This is a genomic window from Vibrio sp. ED002 (assembly GCF_023277445.1).
Lineage (GTDB): Bacteria > Pseudomonadota > Gammaproteobacteria > Enterobacterales > Vibrionaceae > Vibrio > Vibrio jasicida.
In genome coordinates, this window is record NZ_CP080238.1 from 2,876,789 (window position 1) to 2,898,571 (window position 21,783).

The 21,783-nt window shown below is 45.9% G+C and carries 12 protein-coding genes, 16 tRNA genes and 4 rRNA genes; 16 read left to right on the plus strand and 16 right to left on the minus strand.

Annotated features, from left to right (window positions below; genetic code table 11):
- The first annotated feature begins 3 nt into the window (after positions 1-3).
- The 15 genes from ITG12_RS13355 (at position 4) to ITG12_RS13425 (ending at position 14,612) form a co-directional block, all read left to right on the plus strand.
- Positions 4-315: a PTS lactose/cellobiose transporter subunit IIA gene (locus ITG12_RS13355; protein ID WP_038864462.1), complete on the plus strand. Its 312-nt coding sequence runs from the start codon at positions 4-6 to the stop codon at positions 313-315.
- 10 nt (positions 316-325) lie between these two features.
- Positions 326-1,648 (plus strand): 6-phospho-beta-glucosidase, encoded by a 1,323-nt coding sequence (locus ITG12_RS13360; RefSeq protein WP_038879661.1) that lies wholly within the window; start codon positions 326-328, stop codon positions 1,646-1,648.
- 15 nt (positions 1,649-1,663) lie between these two features.
- Positions 1,664-2,419 carry a chitin disaccharide deacetylase gene (gene chbG, locus ITG12_RS13365; protein WP_038879658.1) on the plus strand — a complete coding sequence of 252 codons (756 nt, stop codon included), beginning with the start codon at positions 1,664-1,666 and terminating at the stop codon, positions 2,417-2,419.
- 106 nt (positions 2,420-2,525) lie between these two features.
- Entirely contained in the window at positions 2,526-3,524 is a 999-nt protein-coding gene (locus ITG12_RS13370; protein WP_038879656.1) for a LacI family DNA-binding transcriptional regulator, read from the plus strand.
- A 153-nt stretch (positions 3,525-3,677) separates the two neighbouring features.
- Positions 3,678-4,928, plus strand: a complete 1,251-nt coding sequence (locus tag ITG12_RS13375) for an HD-GYP domain-containing protein (RefSeq protein WP_038879654.1) — start codon at positions 3,678-3,680, stop codon at positions 4,926-4,928.
- A 549-nt stretch (positions 4,929-5,477) separates the two neighbouring features.
- Positions 5,478-7,028, plus strand: a 16S ribosomal RNA gene (locus tag ITG12_RS13380).
- Between the two features lie 65 nt (positions 7,029-7,093).
- Positions 7,094-7,170: transfer RNA gene (locus tag ITG12_RS13385), tRNA-Ile, on the plus strand.
- 39 nt (positions 7,171-7,209) lie between these two features.
- Positions 7,210-7,285, plus strand: a tRNA-Ala gene (locus ITG12_RS13390).
- A 291-nt stretch (positions 7,286-7,576) separates the two neighbouring features.
- Positions 7,577-10,463, plus strand: a 23S ribosomal RNA gene (locus ITG12_RS13395).
- Positions 10,464-10,553: 90 nt separating this feature from the next.
- Positions 10,554-10,670: ribosomal RNA gene (rrf, locus tag ITG12_RS13400) — 5S ribosomal RNA — on the plus strand.
- 101 nt (positions 10,671-10,771) lie between these two features.
- Positions 10,772-10,847 (plus strand) — tRNA-Thr (locus ITG12_RS13405).
- A gap of 57 nt (positions 10,848-10,904) precedes the next feature.
- A 5S ribosomal RNA gene (rrf, locus tag ITG12_RS13410) occupies positions 10,905-11,020 on the plus strand.
- Together the 16S, 23S and 5S rRNA genes with 4 tRNA genes alongside form the textbook arrangement of a ribosomal RNA operon.
- A gap of 31 nt (positions 11,021-11,051) precedes the next feature.
- A tRNA-Asp gene (locus ITG12_RS13415) sits at positions 11,052-11,128 on the plus strand.
- A gap of 490 nt (positions 11,129-11,618) precedes the next feature.
- On the plus strand, positions 11,619-12,857 hold the full coding sequence (locus ITG12_RS13420; RefSeq protein WP_248873140.1) for an IS256-like element ISVa19 family transposase: 1,239 nt from the start codon (positions 11,619-11,621) through the stop codon (positions 12,855-12,857).
- 318 nt (positions 12,858-13,175) lie between these two features.
- Positions 13,176-14,612, plus strand: a complete 1,437-nt coding sequence (locus ITG12_RS13425; protein ID WP_081635063.1) for an NAD-dependent succinate-semialdehyde dehydrogenase — start codon at positions 13,176-13,178, stop codon at positions 14,610-14,612.
- A gap of 139 nt (positions 14,613-14,751) precedes the next feature.
- On the opposite strand, the gene ITG12_RS13430 is transcribed toward ITG12_RS13425, so the two are convergent.
- From ITG12_RS13430 to mutY, 16 genes are all read right to left on the minus strand, one after another.
- Positions 14,752-14,827, minus strand: a tRNA-Asn gene (locus tag ITG12_RS13430).
- A gap of 15 nt (positions 14,828-14,842) precedes the next feature.
- Positions 14,843-14,918, minus strand: a tRNA-Thr gene (locus ITG12_RS13435).
- Between the two features lie 40 nt (positions 14,919-14,958).
- Positions 14,959-15,034, minus strand: a tRNA-Asn gene (locus tag ITG12_RS13440).
- A gap of 21 nt (positions 15,035-15,055) precedes the next feature.
- Positions 15,056-15,131 (minus strand) — tRNA-Thr (locus ITG12_RS13445).
- Positions 15,132-15,182: 51 nt separating this feature from the next.
- A tRNA-Phe gene (locus ITG12_RS13450) sits at positions 15,183-15,258 on the minus strand.
- A 233-nt stretch (positions 15,259-15,491) separates the two neighbouring features.
- Positions 15,492-17,117, minus strand: a complete 1,626-nt coding sequence (locus ITG12_RS13455) for a methyl-accepting chemotaxis protein (RefSeq protein WP_038870628.1) — start codon at positions 17,115-17,117, stop codon at positions 15,492-15,494.
- Positions 17,118-17,411: 294 nt separating this feature from the next.
- Positions 17,412-17,487, minus strand: a tRNA-Asn gene (locus ITG12_RS13460).
- A gap of 42 nt (positions 17,488-17,529) precedes the next feature.
- Positions 17,530-17,605, minus strand: a tRNA-Phe gene (locus tag ITG12_RS13465).
- Between the two features lie 7 nt (positions 17,606-17,612).
- Positions 17,613-17,688 (minus strand) — tRNA-Thr (locus ITG12_RS13470).
- A gap of 70 nt (positions 17,689-17,758) precedes the next feature.
- Positions 17,759-17,834 (minus strand) — tRNA-Asn (locus tag ITG12_RS13475).
- Between the two features lie 42 nt (positions 17,835-17,876).
- A tRNA-Phe gene (locus ITG12_RS13480) sits at positions 17,877-17,952 on the minus strand.
- 10 nt (positions 17,953-17,962) lie between these two features.
- Positions 17,963-18,038 (minus strand) — tRNA-Thr (locus ITG12_RS13485).
- A gap of 51 nt (positions 18,039-18,089) precedes the next feature.
- Positions 18,090-18,165, minus strand: a tRNA-Phe gene (locus ITG12_RS13490).
- 109 nt (positions 18,166-18,274) lie between these two features.
- On the minus strand, positions 18,275-19,405 hold the full coding sequence (gene mltC, locus ITG12_RS13495) for a membrane-bound lytic murein transglycosylase MltC (RefSeq protein ID WP_009705536.1): 1,131 nt from the start codon (positions 19,403-19,405) through the stop codon (positions 18,275-18,277).
- Between the two features lie 86 nt (positions 19,406-19,491).
- Positions 19,492-19,764, minus strand: a complete 273-nt coding sequence (locus ITG12_RS13500; protein WP_005436530.1) for an oxidative damage protection protein — start codon at positions 19,762-19,764, stop codon at positions 19,492-19,494.
- 19 nt (positions 19,765-19,783) lie between these two features.
- On the minus strand, positions 19,784-20,860 hold the full coding sequence (gene mutY / locus ITG12_RS13505) for an A/G-specific adenine glycosylase (protein ID WP_038897102.1): 1,077 nt from the start codon (positions 20,858-20,860) through the stop codon (positions 19,784-19,786).
- A 203-nt stretch (positions 20,861-21,063) separates the two neighbouring features.
- Between mutY and trmB the strand changes: the two genes are divergently transcribed.
- Positions 21,064-21,783: a tRNA (guanosine(46)-N7)-methyltransferase TrmB gene (gene trmB, locus ITG12_RS13510; RefSeq protein WP_038880400.1), complete on the plus strand. Its 720-nt coding sequence runs from the start codon at positions 21,064-21,066 to the stop codon at positions 21,781-21,783.

A 21,783-nucleotide genomic window follows, 5' to 3' on the forward strand; every position in this document is an offset into this window, starting at 1 on the left:
GACATGGAACAAGAATTAGTCGTGATGGAAATTATCTGCAACGCGGGTGAAGCCAGAAGTTTGAGTTATGAGGCATTGCGCCTATCGAGAGAGAGAAACTTTGCAGCAGCGGAAGAAAAGCTTTTTCAAGCGAAAGAGTGCATTAACAAAGCGCACCTGATTCAAACGCAATTGATTGAAGAGGATCAAGGAGAGGGCAAAGTGCCAATGACCTTGGTTATGGTGCATGCTCAAGATCATTTAATGACGACCATCTTAGCGCAGGAAATGGCGGTAGAAATCGTCGCATTGAACAAGCAAATTTCTGAAAGGTAAGGAAGCAACGATGCCGAGAAATGCAATCAAGCTCGCTATTATAGGTGGCGGCAGTAGCTACACTCCTGAACTTGTTGAGGGTGTTATTAAACGTTTGGAGTTCTTACCTGTTAAAAAGATGCACTTTGTTGATATTGAGTCTGGGGCGGAGAAGTTAGAGATCATCACAGGTTTAGCGCAACGTATGGTCGATAAAGCTGGTGCTGACATTGAAATTAAAGCGGGTTTTGATCGACGTGAAGCAATCAAAGGTGCGGACTTTGTTATGACGCAATTCCGTGTTGGTGGTTTAGCTGCGCGAGCGAACGACGAGCGTATTCCTATTAAATATGATGTTATCGGTCAGGAAACTACAGGACCGGGTGGTTTCGCCAAAGCATTGAGAACCATTCCTGTAATCCTCGATATTTGCAAAGATATTGAAGAATTAGCCCCAAATGCTTGGATGTTAAATTTTACTAACCCAGCAGGTTTAGTCTCTGAAGCGGTGAGTAAATATACCAAAGTGAAGAGTATTGGGCTTTGTAATGTGCCTGTTTCGATGGAAATGATGATTGCCGAGATGATGGATTGTGAACCAAAAGAGCTGCAACTGGAATTCGCAGGTTTGAATCACTTGGTGTGGGTACATAAAGCATGGCTTAGAGGAGAGGATATTACTCAAACAGTACTAGAGAAGGTTGGAGATGGTGCCAACTTCAGTATGAAGAATATTTGGGAGGAACCATGGGATCCTGCATTTCTTAAAGCGTTAGGGGCGATCCCTTGTCCTTATCATCGTTATTTCTATCAAACAGATGCCATGCTAGCGGAAGAAAAACAGAGCGCGGGTGAAAAAGGCACGCGTGCTGAACAAGTTATGGAGACCGAATCGGCACTATTTAAGCTGTATCAAGATCCTAACTTGGCTCATAAACCAAAAGAGTTAGAAGAGCGGGGAGGAGCTTACTATTCCGATGCATCATTGAACCTAGTGGACTCGATTTATAACAATCGCAATAGTATTCATGTGGTGAACGTACTAAACAATGGCGCAATTAACGGTTTACCTGACAATGCTGTGATTGAATGTAGTGCAGTTATTGGTAGTTGGGGGGCAAAACCGCTCGCAGTAGGGGAGCTCTCGACCAACATAAAAGGACTACTTTACCAAGTTAAGGCTTACGAACAATTAGCGATTGAAGCTGCGGTAGAAGGGAGTTATGACAAAGCACTTATGGCGTTGACCAATAATCCGTTAGTGCCTGATATTGGGCGAGCGAAATCCATTTTGGACGACATATTGAAAGTGAATGCACCTTACCTTCCTCAATTTAAACTGACAATGCTGTAAAAAGGGATATCACCAATGAAAGTGATTTTTAACGCTGATGACTTTGGCTTAACGCCCGGAGTGAATAACGGAATCATCAAAGCACACCAGCAAGGTGTGGTTCGGTCGACCACCATGATGGTAGGAATGGGGGCCGAGAAGCATGCCGTCGAATTGGCGAAACAAAATTCTAACTTGAAAATTGGTATACACCTTCGTTTTACCGCTGGTGCTCCAATTACGGGGCACCCTAATCTTACCAATGGTAAGGAGCACTTTGTTAGTTATGCCGAGTTATGGAAAAAACAAGATTTCGATTTAAAGGCTGTGTATGAAGAAGCGCAAAGCCAAATAGAGCACTTTCTTGCTTTAGGCTTATCATTGAGTCATCTAGATAGCCATCACCATGCGCACACTCACCCTCAATTGCTCCCTGTTATAAGAGAACTTGCTACAAAATATCGTGTACCTTTACGCGGAAGTGGGTTATGCCATGTCAGGAATCCTGTTCGATATTTCTTTACTGATGAATTTTATGATCAAGGTGTAAGTCTCGATGGGTTGCTAAGGGGCTTGCTCAGATTAAAGTTTCAGTACGATATTGTCGAAGTGATGTGTCATCCCGCAGAGGCCGATCAACCTCTAATACTTAGCAGCGGTTACGCGCTGCAACGAGAATTAGAGCTGCAGGTTCTGACCTCCCCGATACTTAAGCAAGAACTTGTTCAACATGGTATCGCAGTCACGGATTACTCTGAGCTTATTTCTTCTCACAAAGTTGCCAGTGTATGATTTAGGCCGCCGGCGTCGAACCCTATTATCACCTTACGACTTGCTGGTGGCCGCTTTATCTAGGTTATCTCTTCGAATAAAACATGCAGTTGGATTAAATAGCAATATGGCAAGGATAAAAGATGTCGCAGAACTCGCTGGAGTAAACCGTTCCACCGTTTCTCGCATTATTAATGGCGAAGGCAAGTTCCGTGAAGAGACAAGAAAAAAAGTCGAAGCGGCCATGGCGCAATTAAATTATCGCCCAAGTGCGATTGCCCGCTCCCTAGCGACTTCATCAAGTAACATGGTTGGTTTATTGGTGACGTACTACACCGGTGGATTTTTCGGGGAGATGATGGAGCAAGTTCAAACGGAACTGGACATCCATAAGAAGTTTTTGATTACCGCACAAGGTCACCATTCCGCAGAAGGAGAGCGAGAGGCTATTGAGCGTTTTAATGATCTTCGCTGCGATGGTTATGTGCTTCACAGCCGTTATTTGTCTGATGATGAGTTGCGTGAACTAGCAAAGTTACCAACGCCGTTTGTATTACTTGATCGTTATGTAGAAGGTATTGAAGAGCGGTGTGTCACGTTCAATCATCATGATGCGAGTCGAATAGCGGTAGAGCACCTTATCTCGGGGGGGCACAGGCACATTGCTTGTATTACCGGCCCTTCACAGCGTCATAATAGCTTACTTAGAAAGTTAGGTTATGTAGATGCAATTAAGAGTGCGGGCATCGAAATTGATGAAAGCTGGTGTGAAGAAGGTAACTACGGCCGTCAAAGTGGTTATGATGCAATGGCTTCTATATATAGACGGCATCCTGAAATAACCGCGCTTTTTTCTTGTAGTGAGGAGATGACGGTTGGGGCAATGCAATTTCTGCATGAACATAAGATATCTGTCCCAGAACAAATTTCGTTAGTAAGCTTTGATAGTGTCGACCTATGTGAAAGTCTCTACCCTACGGTATCTGCGGTTCATTTCCCAATTAGTGACATGGCGAGAGTGGCAGTGCAAACTCTTATAGGGCTAGTCAAAGATCAACAAATAGAAAGCAAGCCTATCTTTGAAGCTCAACTGAAAATACGTAAGGCCGATAGGTCTTTATGGTAAGTGCTAAAGGTTGAGTGGCCTATAACCTACTCGTTATTGTCTATTGATGGTGAGCACATCGACGCTTTATACATCGGCCTTATTGATGAATTCATTTACAAAATCCACTACTATTAAAGACTTATCAAGAAGAACTAAGTCAGTAGTGGAAAAGTGGCAACAATTAAACTTACAGTGGATCGTATTCAGCCCGGCTTACATATCCGTCTCCCACTCAAGTGGAACGAGCACCCCTTCCTATTAAATAGCTTCAAAATCAAAGACCAAGAACAAGTTGAGATGATCCGACACCTTGGAGTTAAGTTTGTTTATTTTAACTCAGAACAGAGCGAAGTATCGCCTCTACCAGCGAATCAGCCGCAAGTAGAAGTAAAGAAGGACGACACTTTAGAACTGGAAGCTCAGAAGCTATGGCAAGAGAAGCAAAAGCGCATCGAAAAGCTTAGCGCTTATCGCCGTCGAGTCATTCAATGTGAGAAAGAGTTCGAGCGTTCCCTCGCCCGTATGCGCTCTGTGATGACGAAAATACGTAATCGTCCCACCGCTGCTGTTGATGAAGCCAAACAATTGATTGACGATATCGTTGAGAAGTTGATGTGCGATGATAATGTCACATTACATTTAATGAATGGCAAAAATGAATTTGAAGATATCTACTTCCATTCGTTGAACGTTGCTGTCATTGCTATGATGATTGGACGTGCAAAAGGATACTCCGCAGAGCAGCTTAAAGCGCTCTCTTTTGCAGCGCTCTTTCATGATATGGGCAAAATTAAAATCCCAACGGCTATTTTACGTAAACAGGTGCCGCTCACTGAACCAGAAAGTAACTATCTTAAGTTGCACACCAAGTACGGCTTGGATATGGCGAATCAAATTGATGACTTTCCTGAAAGCGCGAAAAGAGTCATAGCCCAACATCATGAGATGAGAGATGGCTCGGGTTATCCTAAAGGGTTAAAAGGGGATGGTATCGATGAGTTGGCTCAAGTGATCATTGTGGCGAATGCTTTTGATAATTTGTGCCATACGCCAGTCCCTTCCGAACAAAAGATACCTTATACCGCGCTCTCTCATTTATATAAGAATTGCAAACATCTATATAAAGAAGGAAACCTTAATATCTTGATCAAGTTTATGGGCGTTTTTCCACCGGGAACGGTAGTACAACTTTCCAATAATATGGTGGGGTTGGTGATCTCAGTAAATGCGTCACACTTGTTGTTTCCTAATGTCTTAGTTTATGACCCTTCAGTTCCGCGTACACAAGCGCCGATTATTGACCTTGCATCAAAAGACTTAAAAATCGTAAACGCGATTCATCCATCCAAACTGCCCGAAAAAATTAGGGAGTACCTAAATCCAAGATCTCGGATTTCTTATTTCTTTGACAGTGATGAGTAGTTATCCACAGGCTTTTGTGGGTAATCTGTAGAAATCTTGGGTGTTATTTATGGGTATTTTTCTGGTTGGATGGAAAGTATCCACTTGGCATGTTTTTTTAGAAAAAATGCATTTTTAGTCTTGCCAAAGAAAATCTTCTCCCTATAATGCGCATCCATCGACACGGCAGACGCCACAAGGCTTCAGCAGAGTCGAGGAGGTAAAAACTTCTGAGAAAATAAATTGAAAAAAGTGTTTGACACTCTCAATTATCTCGCTAGAATTCACCTCCGCTTTGAGAGAAAAACTTCTCGCAAAGCAAGCTCTTTAACAATATAGACCTATCAATCTGTGTGGGCACTCGTTGATGATAATCCAATTAGAAATTTCTCTTAATAAAGAGCGGTTTCAAATTAGGTTTCAATGAACTGAGTGACCAATCAAGTCTTCGGACTTGGCACAGTCAATTCATTATCATTCTGTTGGAATGATAATAGCTTTAAAATTACTTCTTACTTTTGAGTAAGGATGAGTTTTGAAGTCAGTATTCGTTGAGCCGAACAAAATCTTAAATTGAAGAGTTTGATCATGGCTCAGATTGAACGCTGGCGGCAGGCCTAACACATGCAAGTCGAGCGGAAACGAGTTATCTGAACCTTCGGGGAACGATAACGGCGTCGAGCGGCGGACGGGTGAGTAATGCCTAGGAAATTGCCCTGATGTGGGGGATAACCATTGGAAACGATGGCTAATACCGCATGATGCCTACGAGTCAAGAGAGGGACCTTCGGGCCTCTCGCGTCAGGATATGCCTAGGTGGGATTAGCTAGTTGGTGAGGTAATGGCTCACCAAGGCGACGATCCCTAGCTGGTCTGAGAGGATGATCAGCCACACTGGAACTGAGACACGGTCCAGACTCCTACGGGAGGCAGCAGTGGGGAATATTGCACAATGGGCGCAAGCCTGATGCAGCCATGCCGCGTGTGTGAAGAAGGCCTTCGGGTTGTAAAGCACTTTCAGTCGTGAGGAAGGTAGTGTAGTTAATAGCTGCATTATTTGACGTTAGCGACAGAAGAAGCACCGGCTAACTCCGTGCCAGCAGCCGCGGTAATACGGAGGGTGCGAGCGTTAATCGGAATTACTGGGCGTAAAGCGCATGCAGGTGGTTTGTTAAGTCAGATGTGAAAGCCCGGGGCTCAACCTCGGAATAGCATTTGAAACTGGCAGACTAGAGTACTGTAGAGGGGGGTAGAATTTCAGGTGTAGCGGTGAAATGCGTAGAGATCTGAAGGAATACCGGTGGCGAAGGCGGCCCCCTGGACAGATACTGACACTCAGATGCGAAAGCGTGGGGAGCAAACAGGATTAGATACCCTGGTAGTCCACGCCGTAAACGATGTCTACTTGGAGGTTGTGGCCTTGAGCCGTGGCTTTCGGAGCTAACGCGTTAAGTAGACCGCCTGGGGAGTACGGTCGCAAGATTAAAACTCAAATGAATTGACGGGGGCCCGCACAAGCGGTGGAGCATGTGGTTTAATTCGATGCAACGCGAAGAACCTTACCTACTCTTGACATCCAGAGAACTTTTCAGAGATGAATTGGTGCCTTCGGGAACTCTGAGACAGGTGCTGCATGGCTGTCGTCAGCTCGTGTTGTGAAATGTTGGGTTAAGTCCCGCAACGAGCGCAACCCTTATCCTTGTTTGCCAGCGAGTAATGTCGGGAACTCCAGGGAGACTGCCGGTGATAAACCGGAGGAAGGTGGGGACGACGTCAAGTCATCATGGCCTTACGAGTAGGGCTACACACGTGCTACAATGGCGCATACAGAGGGCAGCAAGCTAGCGATAGTGAGCGAATCCCAAAAAGTGCGTCGTAGTCCGGATTGGAGTCTGCAACTCGACTCCATGAAGTCGGAATCGCTAGTAATCGTGGATCAGAATGCCACGGTGAATACGTTCCCGGTGCCTGTACACACCGCCCGTCACACCATGGGAGTGGGCTGCAAAAGAAGTAGGTAGTTTAACCTTCGGGAGGACGCTTACCACTTTGTGGTTCATGACTGGGGTGAAGTCGTAACAAGGTAGCGCTAGGGGAACCTGGCGCTGGATCACCTCCTTATACGATGATTACTCACGATGAGTGTCCACACAGATTGATACGGTTTATAAGTAAGAGACGATACTGGGTCTGTAGCTCAGGTGGTTAGAGCGTTCGCCTGATAAGCGAGAGGTCGGTGGTTCGAGTCCACTCAGACCCACCAATTTCTTTTGACATTGGTATGCAGTATCGACACCTTGATGGGGCTATAGCTCAGCTGGGAGAGCGCCTGCCTTGCACGCAGGAGGTCTGCGGTTCGATCCCGCATAGCTCCACCATCTTTAAGTGTTCTTGAAAAAGAATCTTTAAAAATGGTTTTCATCAGAAAATCTAGCTCTTTAACAATTTGGAAAGCTGACAAAACAATCTTTAAGATTGTTTGTAAAGTTCTCAATGTTTGTCTTTATGACAAACACCAAAAAACACATTCAAGTGTTCTTGGGAATATCACTTTTACAGTGATTATTCGAAATTGAGTCCGGCAAAATCGAAATGTCTCTCGCTCATTCAAATAATGAGAGACAACTTTGGTGATTTGAACATCAACTCGAAACTCCTTCGGGTTGTATGGTTAAGTGACTAAGCGTACACGGTGGATGCCTTGGCAGTCAGAGGCGATGAAGGACGTATTAACTTGCGATAAGCCCAGATTAGGTAGTAAAAACCACTTGAGTCTGGGATTTCCGAATGGGGAAACCCACTAGCATAAGCTAGTATCGCTGCGTGAATACATAGCGCAGCGAGGCGAACCGGGGAACTGAAACATCTAAGTACCCCGAGGAAAAGAAATCAACCGAGATTCCGAAAGTAGCGGCGAGCGAAATTGGACTAGCCCTTAAGCTTTATATGCGTTAGACGAACGGTCTGGAAAGTCCGGCAATAAAGGGTGATAGCCCCGTAGTTGACAACGCACATTCAGTGAAATCGAGTAGGGCGGGACACGTGATATCCTGTCTGAATATGGGGGAGCATCCTCCAAGGCTAAATACTACTGACTGACCGATAGTGAACCAGTACCGTGAGGGAAAGGCGAAAAGAACCCCTGTGAGGGGAGTGAAATAGAACCTGAAACCGTGTACGTACAAGCAGTAGGAGCACCTTCGTGGTGTGACTGCGTACCTTTGTATAATGGGTCAGCGACTTATATTCAGTGGCAAGGTTAACCATCTGGGGAGCCGTAGCGAAAGCGAGTGTTAACTGCGCGACTTAGTCGCTGGATATAGACCCGAAACCAGGTGATCTAGCCATGGGCAGGTTGAAGATTGAGTAACATCAATTGGAGGATACGAACCGACTAATGTTGAAAAATTAGCGGATGACTTGTGGCTAGGGGTGAAAGGCCAATCAAACCTGGAGATAGCTGGTTCTCCCCGAAAGCTATTTAGGTAGCGCCTCGGACGAATACTACTGGGGGTAGAGCACTGTTAAGGCTAGGGGTCATCCCGACTTACCAACCCTTTGCAAACTCCGAATACCAGTAAGTACTATCCGGGAGACACACGGCGGGTGCTAACGTCCGTCGTGGAGAGGGAAACAACCCAGACCGCCAGCTAAGATTCCAAATTATTACTAAGTGGGAAACGATGTGGGAAGGCTCAGACAGCCAGGATGTTGGCTTAGAAGCAGCCATCATTTAAAGAAAGCGTAATAGCTCACTGGTCGAGTCGGCCTGCGCGGAAGATGTAACGGGGCTAAGTAATAAACCGAAGCTGCGGCAATGAAGTTTTACTTCATTGGGTAGGGGAGCGTTCTGTAAGCCGTTGAAGGTGTGTTGTAAAGCATGCTGGAGGTATCAGAAGTGCGAATGCTGACATGAGTAACGATAAAGGGGTGAAAAACCTCCTCGCCGGAAGACCAAGGGTTCCTGTCCAACGTTAATCGGGGCAGGGTAAGTCGACCCCTAAGGCGAGGCCGAAAGGCGTAGTCGATGGGAAACGGGTTAATATTCCCGTACTTCTTACAATTGCGATGGGGGGACGGAGAAGGCTAGGTGGGTACTGGCGACGGTTGTCCAGGTTCAAGTGCGTAGGCTGAAGAGTTAGGTAAATCCGGCTCTTCTTAAGGCTGAGACACGACGTCGAGCTACTACGGTAGTGAAGTCATTGATGCCATGCTTCCAGGAAAAGCCTCTAAGCTTCAGATTGTAAGGAATCGTACCCCAAACCGACACAGGTGGTCGGGTAGAGAATACCAAGGCGCTTGAGAGAACTCGGGTGAAGGAACTAGGCAAAATGGTACCGTAACTTCGGGAGAAGGTACGCTCTTGATGGTGAAGTCCCTTGCGGATGGAGCTGACGAGAGTCGCAGATACCAGGTGGCTGCAACTGTTTATTAAAAACACAGCACTGTGCAAAATCGTAAGATGACGTATACGGTGTGACGCCTGCCCGGTGCCGGAAGGTTAATTGATGGGGTTAGACTTCGGTCGAAGCTCTTGATCGAAGCCCCGGTAAACGGCGGCCGTAACTATAACGATCCTAAGGTAGCGAAATTCCTTGTCGGGTAAGTTCCGACCTGCACGAATGGCGTAATGATGGCCACGCTGTCTCCACCCGAGACTCAGTGAAATTGAAATCGCTGTGAAGATGCAGTGTACCCGCGGCTAGACGGAAAGACCCCGTGAACCTTTACTACAGCTTGGCACTGAACATTGACCCTACATGTGTAGGATAGGTGGGAGGCTTTGAAGCGCAGTCGCTAGATTGCGTGGAGCCGTCCTTGAAATACCACCCTTGTAGTGTTGATGTTCTAACGTCGACCCCTTATCGGGGTTGCGGACAGTGCCTGGTGGGTAGTTTGACTGGGGCGGTCTCCTCCCAAAGAGTAACGGAGGAGCACGAAGGTGGGCTAATCACGGTTGGACATCGTGAGGTTAGTGCAATGGCATAAGCCCGCTTGACTGCGAGAATGACAATTCGAGCAGGTGCGAAAGCAGGTCATAGTGATCCGGTGGTTCTGTATGGAAGAGTATCGCTCAACGGATAAAAGGTACTCCGGGGATAACAGGCTGATACCGCCCAAGAGTTCATATCGACGGCGGTGTTTGGCACCTCGATGTCGGCTCATCACATCCTGGGGCTGAAGTCGATTCCAAGGGTATGGCTGTTCGCCATTTAAAGTGGTACGCGAGCTGGGTTTAGAACGTCGTGAGACAGTTCGATTCCTATCTGCCGTGGGCGTTGGAAGATTGAAGGGGGCTGCTCCTAGTACGAGAGGATAGGAGTGGACGAACCTCTGGTGTTCGGGTTGTGTCGCCAGACGCATTGCCCGGTAGCTAAGTTCGGAATCGATAACCGCTGAAAGCATCTAAGCGGGAAGCGAGCCCTGAGATGAGTCTTCCCTGATACTTTAAGTATCCTAAAGGGTTGTTCGAGACTAGAACGTTGATAGGCAGGGTGTGTAAGCGTTGTGAGGCGTTGAGCTAACCTGTACTAATTGCCCGTGAGGCTTAACCATACAACACCCAAGGGGTTTTGATGGACTCAATGCAAGAACGATTGAATGTGTAAGTAGAACTTAAAACAGCTTTCCAGATTAAAGAATTTGCTTGGCGACCATAGCGATTTGGACCCACCTGACTTCCATTCCGAACTCAGAAGTGAAACGAATTAGCGCCGATGGTAGTGTGGGGTTTCCCCATGTGAGAGTAGGACATCGCCAGGCTTTAAATTTAGTTTTTGCCTTTTTAAGAAGGTGAAGACAAAAGTTAAGAGAGCCCGTTTGAAAAAGCGGGCTTTTTTAGTCCTCATGGACACAGATAATGTGCTGATATGGCTCAGTCGGTAGAGCGCATCCTTGGTAAGGATGAGGTCCCCAGTTCGATTCTGGGTATCAGCACCATTTACTGTTTGTTTTACGCTTTAAATCAAAGCTTAAAACAAAACGTAAAGAATTTTGCTTGGCGGCCATAGCGCTTTGGACCCACCTGATTCCATTCCGAACTCAGAAGTGAAACAAAGTAGCGCCGATGGTAGTGTGGGGTTTCCCCATGTGAGAGTAGGACATCGCCAGGTTCTTATTTAGACTCAAGAGTCTAACCAGTGCGGAGCGGTAGTTCAGTTGGTTAGAATACCGGCCTGTCACGCCGGGGGTCGCGGGTTCGAGTCCCGTCCGCTCCGCCACTTATTTAAAAACCCAGTCTTCGGACTGGGTTTTGTCGTTTTAAAGCTCAAAAATGTTCCCTTTCAGGGAATGAGTCCCGGTTGCCCGCAACCCCGAACTAGGCGTCCCCGCCGACTCGCCACTTATTCCAGACCTCAGCAGAAATGCTGAGGTCTTTTTGTATTTGCGATGTTATTTTGGTCTACGACCAATGAGTCCTGCTCGTGTGTGAGTCCAATTACGAGCAAGCCCAGCCATTCCACCACTTATTTAGAAACCCAGTCTTCGGACTGGTTTTTGCGTTTTAGGGAATATGATTTTCGTTTATGGGAAAGTAAGGCTCGCAAGGTTTTGTCTGTAGCCTACAAGCCCAACTATTTATTCAGATATATGCCCCTAGTCTATCCACCCTGAGCTATGCTGATTTCTGGTGTATGGAAGAGAAAGGAAGTTGCGGTGTAATCTGTTGATGCAGTTCTCCCCAGAACGATTAACAGAAAGGTACACCGCATGACTGATAATACTGTTGTTTCACTGAATACACCACAAGACCCACTTACTGAACTGATACGTCAAGGGGCTAGAGATTTGATTGCACAAGCTGTTGAAGCTGAGCTTCAACAGTTACTTGCACAACACCAGAATGTTATGGTTGACGGCAAGCAAGCTATCGTTCGCAACGGTTTCTTACCTGAGCGAACCTTGCAAACCGGTGTCGGTGATGTCGAAGTGCAAATTCCTAAGGTAAGAGATCGCTCAGGGCATGGCGTCAAATTTAATAGCAACTTGATACCACCGTATCTCAAGCGAACAAAGAGCGTTGCAACACTGCTCCCGTTACTCTATCTCAAGGGAATATCTACGGGCGATATGCTGCCTGCTCTGGAGTCTCTGCTTGGTAAGGATGCGAAAGGCCTGTCAGCCAACAGCATCTGTCGCCTCAAAGAGCGCTGGTATGCGGAGTACGAACAGTGGCGTAAGCGTGACCTCGGTAGGCGCCGCTATGTTTACATTTGGGCTGACGGTGTTTACTGTCACGTTAGGATGGACGATAAGCTCTGCTTACTCGTCATCATTGGTGTCGATGACACTGGACGCAAAGAAGTCCTTGGCGTTCTGGATGGTCATAGAGAGTCAGAAGCAAGTTGGACGGAACTCATTGAGCAGCTACGAGCGCAGGGATTACAGTTAGCACCGAAGCTCGCCATCGGAGATGGCGCGCTTAGCTTCTGGAAAGCGGTTGCTAAGTGCTGGCCTCAAACGACTCAGCAACGATGCTGGGTACATAAGACGGCGAATGTGCTTAACAAGGTGCCCAAAAGCGTACAACCACGAATGAAGGAAGCACTGCAAGATATCTGGATGGCAGAGACTAGAGATGATGCTTATCACGCCTTCTCAACCTTCCAGAAGCGCTTCGAAGCCAAGTATCCAAAGGCAACCGACTGCTTGGTGAAAGATAAAGCTGAAATGCTGGCGTTCTACGATTACCCAGCAGAGCACTGGGTTCATATCAGGACAACCAACCCAATAGAATCGATGTTCGCCACAGTACGTTTACGCACGAACAAGACGAAGAACTGTGGAAACAGAAAGACTACGTTGATGATGGCCTACAAGTTAATGCGCAGTGCAGAGACGAAGTGGCGTCGTCTACGAGGTTTTGCACTCCTAGCGGATGTTGTGAAAGATGTTCGCTTCATCAATGGAGTGAAAGAAATGGAGACTCATCAACAAGCTACTGCATGATCTTCCATACACCACATTTGACAATAGCTCATCCACCCTTATTGAAAATCTACTCTGTCATTTGGTTACGTCAGAGATGCCCTCTAATGCTTTATCTATCAAGGAATGGGGCATTCAATAACACCAATCTTATGACCCATCAAATGGTTACCTTATTCAATAATAGCTATCTTTGTTGGTGTTCTCTTATCGGTATCACCGGCTATAACCCTACTGGGTCATCACTTCTCATATTTACGCTGAAGAAAACTTTGTTTGCTTTACTCTTATTTGTCAGAAGGATTAACCTAGTAAAGGTTCTTATGGGAGTACAACCTAATGATGCAGCAGATAGAAAGTGAAACGCTAAGAGTCTTATTCGAAAGCCTGTCTTCTCAAGATGGGATTGCCGTTATTAACCCTGCGACTGAGCAAGAAATGATTCGCTTAAAGCCTAGCTCTTTGGATGAGTTAGATGTGCAAATAGAAGTGTGCAAATCGGCTCAAGTTGAGTGGGCAAAACTCAGCGCTAAAGCACGTTCCGCTTCCCTAAAAAAGTGGTTCCAATTGCTTGTAGAGCATACGGAAGACATCGCGAACATCATTACCTTAGAACAAGGAAAACCCCTTACTGAAAGTCGTGGAGAAGTCACATACGGCGCATCTTTTGTTGAATGGTTCGCAGAAGAGGCTAAACGCACTTATGGTGAGGTTATTCCAGCCCCAGCGGTAGATAGACGCCTCTCTACCATCAAACAACCTGTCGGCGTGTGTACAGCGATTACACCATGGAACTTCCCTATTGCAATGATCACTCGAAAAGCGGCTCCTGCTCTGGCTGCGGGATGTGGGATGATCATTAAACCTTCTGAATTAACGCCTTTGACTGCTCTGGCTGTGGTGGAGCTTGCTCATCGGGCTGGTATCCCCAAAGCTCTATTGTCTACCGTTGTTTCTGAACAGGCGGCTGAGTTCGGTTTGGTATTAAGTACCGATCCTCGTATTAAGAAGATCTCTTTCACTGGTTCGACACGTGTCGGTAAGATCTTAATGAAACAAGCAAGTGATACGGTTAAAGCCGCTTCTATGGAATTGGGTGGTAACGCACCTTTTATTGTTTTTGAGGATGCAGATTTAGAAGCTGCAGCGAATGGCTTAATTGCTTCCAAGTTTCGTAATGCTGGACAAACCTGTGTGTGTACCAACCGCTTGTATGTACATCAGAGTGTGAAAGAGGCGTTCTTAACTAAGCTTCTTGATAAAGTGGCAAGCCTGGCGGTCGGTAATGGTCTTGAGGAAAATACAACTCTTGGCCCTGTTATCACTATGGCTTCTAAGCATCGTCTAGAGGCGGTAGTCGATCAGGCAGTACAAGAAGGAGCAACAATACTTAACCAGCCTCAAAAACTCACTGGGCGCTTTATGGAGCCTGTTATCTTAGATGATGTCGGACAAGGTATGGCGATCGTGCAACAAGAGTTGTTTGGTCCGGTTTTGCCAGTCATTAGTTTTGATGACGATGAACAAGTGCTCTCGATGGCGAATGACACCGAGTATGGTTTAGCTTGCTACTTCTATACCGATAGCTTGAAACGCATTATCCGATTTAGTGAAGGTTTGGAATACGGCATGGTAGGGATAAACGAAGGGATTATCTCTACGGAAGTTGCGCCGTTTGGTGGTATCAAAGAATCTGGCATTGGTCGTGAGGGTGCTAAACAAGGTATCGATGAGTACCTAGAGACGAAGTATATCTGCCTTGGAGGTTTGAGCTAACCTTCTCACGAGACAAAGACGGAAGCTGGGTATATCACCTGGCTTTTTGTTTATTGAGATAAAGGTAGATGAAGAGGGGAGCTGTGAGTTTTCTTCAGATGCAAAAAAGCCGCATCAAGTGATGCGGCTTTTTATAATATGGCTCCTCCTACTGGACTTGAACCAGTGACCTGCGGATTAACAGTCCGTCGCTCTACCAACTGAGCTAAGGAGGAACAGATTTTATTAAGTGGTGCCGACTACCGGAATCGAACTGGTGACCTACTGATTACAAGTCAGTTGCTCTACCTACTGAGCTAAGTCGGCACATTTTCGTTAATAAGTAATCGACTTATTAACTGAAAGATGGCTCCTCCTACTGGACTTGAACCAGTGACCTGCGGATTAACAGTCCGTCGCTCTACCAACTGAGCTAAGGAGGAATTATCTTGTTTAAGAATAAATGGTGCCGACTACCGGAATCGAACTGGTGACCTACTGATTACAAGTCAGTTGCTCTACCTACTGAGCTAAGTCGGCGTACCGTTATTCTTTTTATTGTTCGTGTAAGACACCAACAATTTTAAATTGTGGTGCCCGGAGGCGGAATCGAACCACCGACACGAGGATTTTCAATCCTCTGCTCTACCGACTGAGCTATCCGGGCGACGAGGTGTATTAAAAGGCTTTTCCGCTTTCACGTCAACAATAAAATTAAAATAAAATATCGTTTGATGAATTTGTGCTCGGAGTGGGCTGTTTTTATGCGTTTTTAACAGGAATGCACCATATTTTAAGCCTTGATTATGATAGGAGCATGAGTTCGCTTGCTAAATAAATACCATAAAAACAAAAAAGCACGTCCGAAAACGTGCTTTTTATTGAACAATTGACTTTAAACTAGTGCTTTACTGAGAACTTGTTCACCCAACCTTCAAGCTCATTCGCTAAAGACGCCAATGTCTGTGTGCTTGATTGGCTTTCTGTCACTACCGTGTTGAGCTGGCTACCGCTTTCTTCGATAAGGTTAATGCGATGCGCAATATCATCACTTACCTGAGTCTGCTCAGCGGCTGCTGTTGCGATTTGCTGGCTCATGGCCGTGATGGACTCTAATGCAGTTACTATCTGTTGTAGCGCTTCTGAGGCGTTCATAGACTCGGTTACTGTGCTTTCGCTAGTTTCGGCACAAATCTCCATCGTATGGATAGCGTTACGCGAACCTTCCTGAAGGTTAGAAATCATCTGTTGAATCTCTTTTGTGCTGTCTTGTGTGCGTCCTGCTAGGTTGCGAACCTCGTCTGCTACTACCGCAAAGCCTCGACCTTGTTCACCCGCACGAGCTGCTTCAATGGCGGCATTCAACGCCAGTAGGTTAGTTTGCTCAGCAATGTCGCCGATTACGTCGAGAACTTTCACAATACTGTTAACATCTTGGTCAAGATCCGCAACGGCTTTACTGGCTGTATTGAGCTGGGTCGCCAAGCCTTGAATATTATCTACCGTACTGTGGATCAATGATTGCGTGTGTTGGCTCTGCTTGTCTGCTTCATCGGTGTTATGTGCCGTGTCACTTGCCGAACTTGCAACATGGTTGGCTGAAGAAGCCATTTCTGTCATCGCTGTTGCGATCATCGCCGTCGATTGCTGCTGAGACATGGTCAAATCAGCAATAGAGTTAGAGCGCGATTCTACCGCTGATAGCTCTGAACGTAATGCGTGCATTGACGCGTCTAGATTGGTGACCATCTTAGCTAACGATTGACTCATCTCTTGCACCGCACCATAGATACTGTCTTTAGGGGCTGTGTATTCAAAGCTGGTTTGGATATTACCCTGAGCGACGGCCTGAACCGCCTCACGAACGTCATTCGGCTCACCACCAAGAAGGTTAAGCATCTTGCGAATAGAGATGATCAAGCCACCTAGGATTGCACCAGCGATAACAAGACATAGGGTTAGCTGCCATTGTGCAGTAGACCAGAAACGTGCATTTACTTCATTGAATCCAATGCCGGTACCTACAACCCAGTTCCAATGTGGTGTTTTTTCTGCAATCGAGTGTTTTTCTTCGATGGTGCCGTCAGGTAATTTTTGTGTCCAGGTGTATTCAACGATTTGGCCTGTCTTACGACCTAGCACGTCCAAGATCAGCTGACCGACACTATTGCCATCACCGTCTCGAAAGTCATGGAAGCTAGTGCCATGCAATTGAGGGTCTAAAGGGGCTGCCACAAATAACATGTTCTCATCAGCAACATAAACGTATTCGTTGTCTTTGTAGATATTGTTGCGAAGTAGGCGAGTCGCGAGTGCTTTAGCCTCATCTTCAGGCATTTTGCCTTCTACCGCCATTTTCTCTACTTCAGTTAGAATGCTATAAGCACTCTTGAATAGCTCAGTCACTCGAGCTTTGTTATCAAGGTTACTTGCGACGCGAAGTGTCCAAAGACCCGTTGCAGTTAATGCAAGCAGGGCAATTAGTATGATGGCCGATAATAAATAGGCTTGAGTTTTTAATTTCATAGTTAGCTCACAAAGCGTGTTCGTACTATGCAATGCATAGCTTATAAAGGGGCGTAATAATAAATTCATATTATTGAACTTGTATACACGCGCCTATCTGCGAGTGATGAAACTATGATTTGGATTAAATTTTTAGCGTGAAATAAGTGTTTTATATCAAATGAACTAGACGTTAATAGGGTTGTTTCTTGAAGGCGTTGAGGGAGAAGTTTCGACGGAACTAGAAAATAGGGGGAGAGTTTTGGATATTGCAGATAAGAAAAAAGCCAAGTCCGAAGACTTGGCTTTCTAAATTGGCTCCTCCTGCTGGGCTCGAACCAGCGACCTGCGGATTAACAGTCCGTCGCTCTACCAACTGAGCTAAGGAGGAACTATTCTGTTTGTGTCTTACTGTAAGCAAGTGCACCAAATATGGTGCCTCGAGGCGGAATCGAACCACCGACACGAGGATTTTCAATCCTCTGCTCTACCGACTGAGCTATCGAGGCAAAAGAATGGTGCCGACTACCGGAATCGAACTGGTGACCTACTGATTACAAGTCAGTTGCTCTACCTACTGAGCTAAGTCGGCGTACCGTTTTCTTTTTTGAAGAGTAAACTCTTCATTTTTTAGAATCTCATTTACATGAAACTCTAGAATTTGGCTCCTCCTACTGGACTTGAACCAGTGACCTGCGGATTAACAGTCCGTCGCTCTACCAACTGAGCTAAGGAGGAACTATTCTGTTTGTGTCTTACTTTAAGCAAGCGCACCAAATATGGTGCCTCGAGGCGGAATCGAACCACCGACACGAGGATTTTCAATCCTCTGCTCTACCGACTGAGCTATCGAGGCAAAAGAAGAATGGTGCCGACTACCGGAATCGAACTGGTGACCTACTGATTACAAGTCAGTTGCTCTACCTACTGAGCTAAGTCGGCGTACCGTTTTCTTTTTAACTGTTCGTGCTAAGCACCAACAACTTTAAATCGTGGTGCCCGGAGGCGGAATCGAACCACCGACACGAGGATTTTCAATCCTCTGCTCTACCGACTGAGCTATCCGGGCAACGGAGCGCTATTAAACGGATTTTCCCGCTTTCCGTCAACCACTTTTTTTAAATAATTTCAAAAAAGTGGTTGTTCGAACGCTTTTTATTCAACTGTCGGTAAAAAGTTTACCCTGCGTTAAATTCCTTTTTGAAATTTGTAACTTTTTCTAGGTAACGGCGTGCTTCTGCATTCGGATGTTTCTTGGTTAGAGCCCAATAAACTTGGTTTGGCTGTAAAGAATTTAAATCTTGCATCGCACGTTTGCGATCTGTGCGGTGGAAAGTGTTCAAAACACCACCAGTTCCGCCGTTGTAAGCAGAAATCATGCTGTACTCCAGCGAGGTTGGGTGTTGTACATCTTTCAAATAACGGTTTTTAAGGATGTAAAAGTAAGCCGTTCCGGTATCAATGTTGTTTTCTGGGTTAAACAAATACTCGGGACTTGGTTGCCCTGAACGATTCTTCACTAGCTTAAATACATCACGACCCGCGGTTTTTGGTACAACCTGCATCAATCCATACGCATTTGCCCAACTTACCGCATATGGGTTAAAGCTACTTTCGGTTTTGATGATGGCGTAAATCAGATCTTCAGGAATATCGTATTTCTTCGATGCACGGCGCACGATGTCTGCGTATTGGTAACTACGTTGTGAGAAGTGATCTTCTACCATTGGGATTTCAACGTAGTAGGCTTTCTTGAAATCGACATCCTTGGTTTTGACTTGGTTAGCAATCAAGTAATCGGCAAAGCGATTCGCGCGCCATGACCATTGAATGGGCTTTTTGTCTTGATCAACGACCTGATTGTAAAGAAAGGGCTGGCCTTCCAGTTTGATCTCTTTAGAGGAGAATAGGTCGACACTGGCTGGATCGTCCGGTGTCAAAAGGGTTGTGATGATAGCGTTCTTGAGGTGTTTTTGTGGTTCGGTTGGAGAAACCGTCTCGATAGTAATCACACCTTTTTGGAAATCGACTTCGGCACGGCTCAAATAGTTATCGATGTATTTTACGTAATTGCTTTTACCCGCGACTTTAACTTCGCGTTGACCCCATCGCTTTTTGATGTTGCCAGAGAAGCTACTGATCAGTGAATCTAAGGCATCGGTGTCTTTTTCAAACTGTCCTGGCAGCTCTGCTAGATTGTTGGCAAAACGGTTGGTCGGCTCGTAATCGACGTCATAAATCTTTTCTACGAACTCACGGCTACAACCTGCCATTAAAAGGGCAGTAGCGATAAAGGCGATTTTTTTCATAACTATTGAGATGGCTTTGTGGTCTCTAATATAAAAATGACACCACAAGTTTGGTTGTGATGTCATTGTTTTAAAACAAGTTTGCTTTATTCGCTTGGTGGCGTGTAGCCCTCAATGTGAACCTCTTTGCCTTCGAACAGGAAGTTCACCATTTCTGTTTCAAGCTGTTTACGATGCTCTGGATCCATCATGTTGAGCTTCTTCTCGTTGATCAACATGGTTTGTTTCTGTTGCCATTGAGCCCAAGCTTCTTTCGAGATGTTATCGAAAATGCGTTTACCTAGTTCACCTGGGTAAAGTTGAAAGTCTAGACCTTCGCCTTCTTTCTTTAGTCGAGCACAAAAAACAGTGCGGCTCATAATGACTCCTTGCAATTAATTAACGAAGTTCGTGGGGTAGCGCTTCCAGTAGCAGTTTTACTGGTGCAGCTAAACCGACTTCTTCAGGTTTAGATAAGTTATACCAAAGACCTTTGTTACCTTCCATCACCACATTGGGTTGCTTTGACAGGTCAATCAAAATCGGTGTGATATCGAGATGGTAATGGCTGAATGTATGACGAAACGTAATCAGAGTTTCTTGATGTTTAATATCGTCGGCTTGAATACCACGTTGTTCCAGCAGCAATTCAATATCACTTTCAACGTCAATATGCTCAGTTTGTGGAAAGCAAAATAGCCCGCCCCAAATTCCCGTCTGCGGTCTTTGTTCTAGCCATACTTCGTGACTATCACCATTTTTGTGATGCAGCATAACGAAACGTGTTTGCTTGACCGGTTTGTCTTTTTTCGGCTTCTTACCCGGATAATCAAGCACATTACCTTGTTTTTTTGCCACACAAAGATCGCTGACGGGACACAAGGTGCATTTAGGCTTGCTGCGGGTACACATCATGGCCCCCATATCCATCATGGCTTGATTGTACTTGTCGACGTCTGTTTGTGGCGTGTGCGTTTCTGCGATTTCCCACAATTGATTTTCGACTTTCTTTTGTCCTGGCCATCCATCCACGGCAAAACAGCGTGAAAGTGTGCGCTTTACGTTGCCGTCTAATATCGCATGTGGCTGTTTATAGACGGACGAAAGAACCGCAGCGGCGGTGGAGCGACCAATCCCCGGTAGGGCATTCATCTGCTCTAGGTCTAGAGGGAACTCACCATTGTACTTATGGGCGACCTCTTTTGCGGCTTTATGAAGGTTACGAGCACGTGCGTAATAACCCAAACCGGTCCAAAGGTGCAGCACTTCATCTTGCTCAGCATTGGCAAGATCGACCACGGTCGGGAAGCGCTCCAAAAAGCGTTGGTAATAAGGGATAACCGTAGTGACCTGAGTTTGCTGAAGCATGATTTCAGACAACCAGACACTATAAGCGGTCTTGTTTTGTTGCCACGGAAGATCTTTTCTTCCATATGCGTCATACCATTCTAAGATGGCACTGGCGAAAGGTGTCACGACTTGCTCTGTATTCTATTATTGGTTAGGAGCAAAATTGCACCACAGATTGTGGTGTAAGTACAACAGATAAACTGTGGGGATATTGTGTCTGGTTTGTTTGCTTTTGGGTTGCCATAGTCCGATAGCTCAACAAATACTTGCACCTAAGTGAATTCTTTGGATAATCCCCGCTTTGATTAATCAATGTGCAGGCAAAATCAATGAGTGAAGTAACCACTAACGAATACAACGAAGACGGTAAAATGATCCGTAAAATCCGCAGTTTCGTGCGTCGCGAAGGTCGTCTAACCAAGGGCCAAGAAAGTGCGATGAACGAATGCTGGCCAACAATGGGTATCGATTACAAAGCAGAACTTCTTGATTGGAAAGAAGTATTTGGTAACGATAACCCAGTAGTGCTTGAGATCGGTTTTGGTATGGGCGCTTCATTGGTTGAAATGGCAAAGAACGCGCCAGAGAAAAACTTCATCGGTATCGAAGTTCATAGTCCAGGCGTTGGTGCTTGTCTTGCTGACGCACGCGAAGCGGGTATCACGAACCTACGCGTAATGTGTCACGATGCGGTAGAAGTATTCGAACACATGATCCCAAATGGCAGCCTAGCAACGCTGCAATTGTTCTTCCCAGACCCATGGCACAAAAAGCGTCACCACAAGCGTCGTATCGTACAACTCGAGTTCGCTGAAATGGTTCGCCAGAAGCTTATCCCTAACGAAGGTATCTTCCATATGGCGACTGACTGGGAAAACTACGCTGAACACATGATTGAAATCATGAACCAAGCACCTGGTTTCGAAAACATTGCAGAAGGCGGTGATTTCATCCCTCGCCCTGAAGAGCGTCCACTGACTAAGTTCGAGGCTCGTGGTCACCGTCTAGGTCACGGTGTATGGGATATTAAATTCAAGCGCACTGCATAA

Bases quoted from the DNA above. Each gene is read 5' to 3' on its own strand.
- ITG12_RS13355 (WP_038864462.1), top strand. From the start codon at position 4: ATGGAACAAGAATTAGTCGTGATGGAAATTATCTGCAACGCGGGTGAA.
- ITG12_RS13360 (WP_038879661.1), top strand. From the start codon at position 326: ATGCCGAGAAATGCAATCAAGCTCGCTATTATAGGTGGCGGCAGTAGC.
- chbG (WP_038879658.1), top strand. From the start codon at position 1,664: ATGAAAGTGATTTTTAACGCTGATGACTTTGGCTTAACGCCCGGAGTG.
- ITG12_RS13370 (WP_038879656.1), top strand. From the start codon at position 2,526: ATGGCAAGGATAAAAGATGTCGCAGAACTCGCTGGAGTAAACCGTTCC.
- ITG12_RS13420 (WP_248873140.1), top strand. From the start codon at position 11,619: ATGACTGATAATACTGTTGTTTCACTGAATACACCACAAGACCCACTT.
- ITG12_RS13425 (WP_081635063.1), top strand. From the start codon at position 13,176: ATGATGCAGCAGATAGAAAGTGAAACGCTAAGAGTCTTATTCGAAAGC.
- ITG12_RS13455 (WP_038870628.1), bottom strand. From the start codon at position 17,117: ATGAAATTAAAAACTCAAGCCTATTTATTATCGGCCATCATACTAATT.
- mltC (WP_009705536.1), bottom strand. From the start codon at position 19,405: ATGAAAAAAATCGCCTTTATCGCTACTGCCCTTTTAATGGCAGGTTGT.
- ITG12_RS13500 (WP_005436530.1), bottom strand. From the start codon at position 19,764: ATGAGCCGCACTGTTTTTTGTGCTCGACTAAAGAAAGAAGGCGAAGGT.
- trmB (WP_038880400.1), top strand. From the start codon at position 21,064: ATGAGTGAAGTAACCACTAACGAATACAACGAAGACGGTAAAATGATC.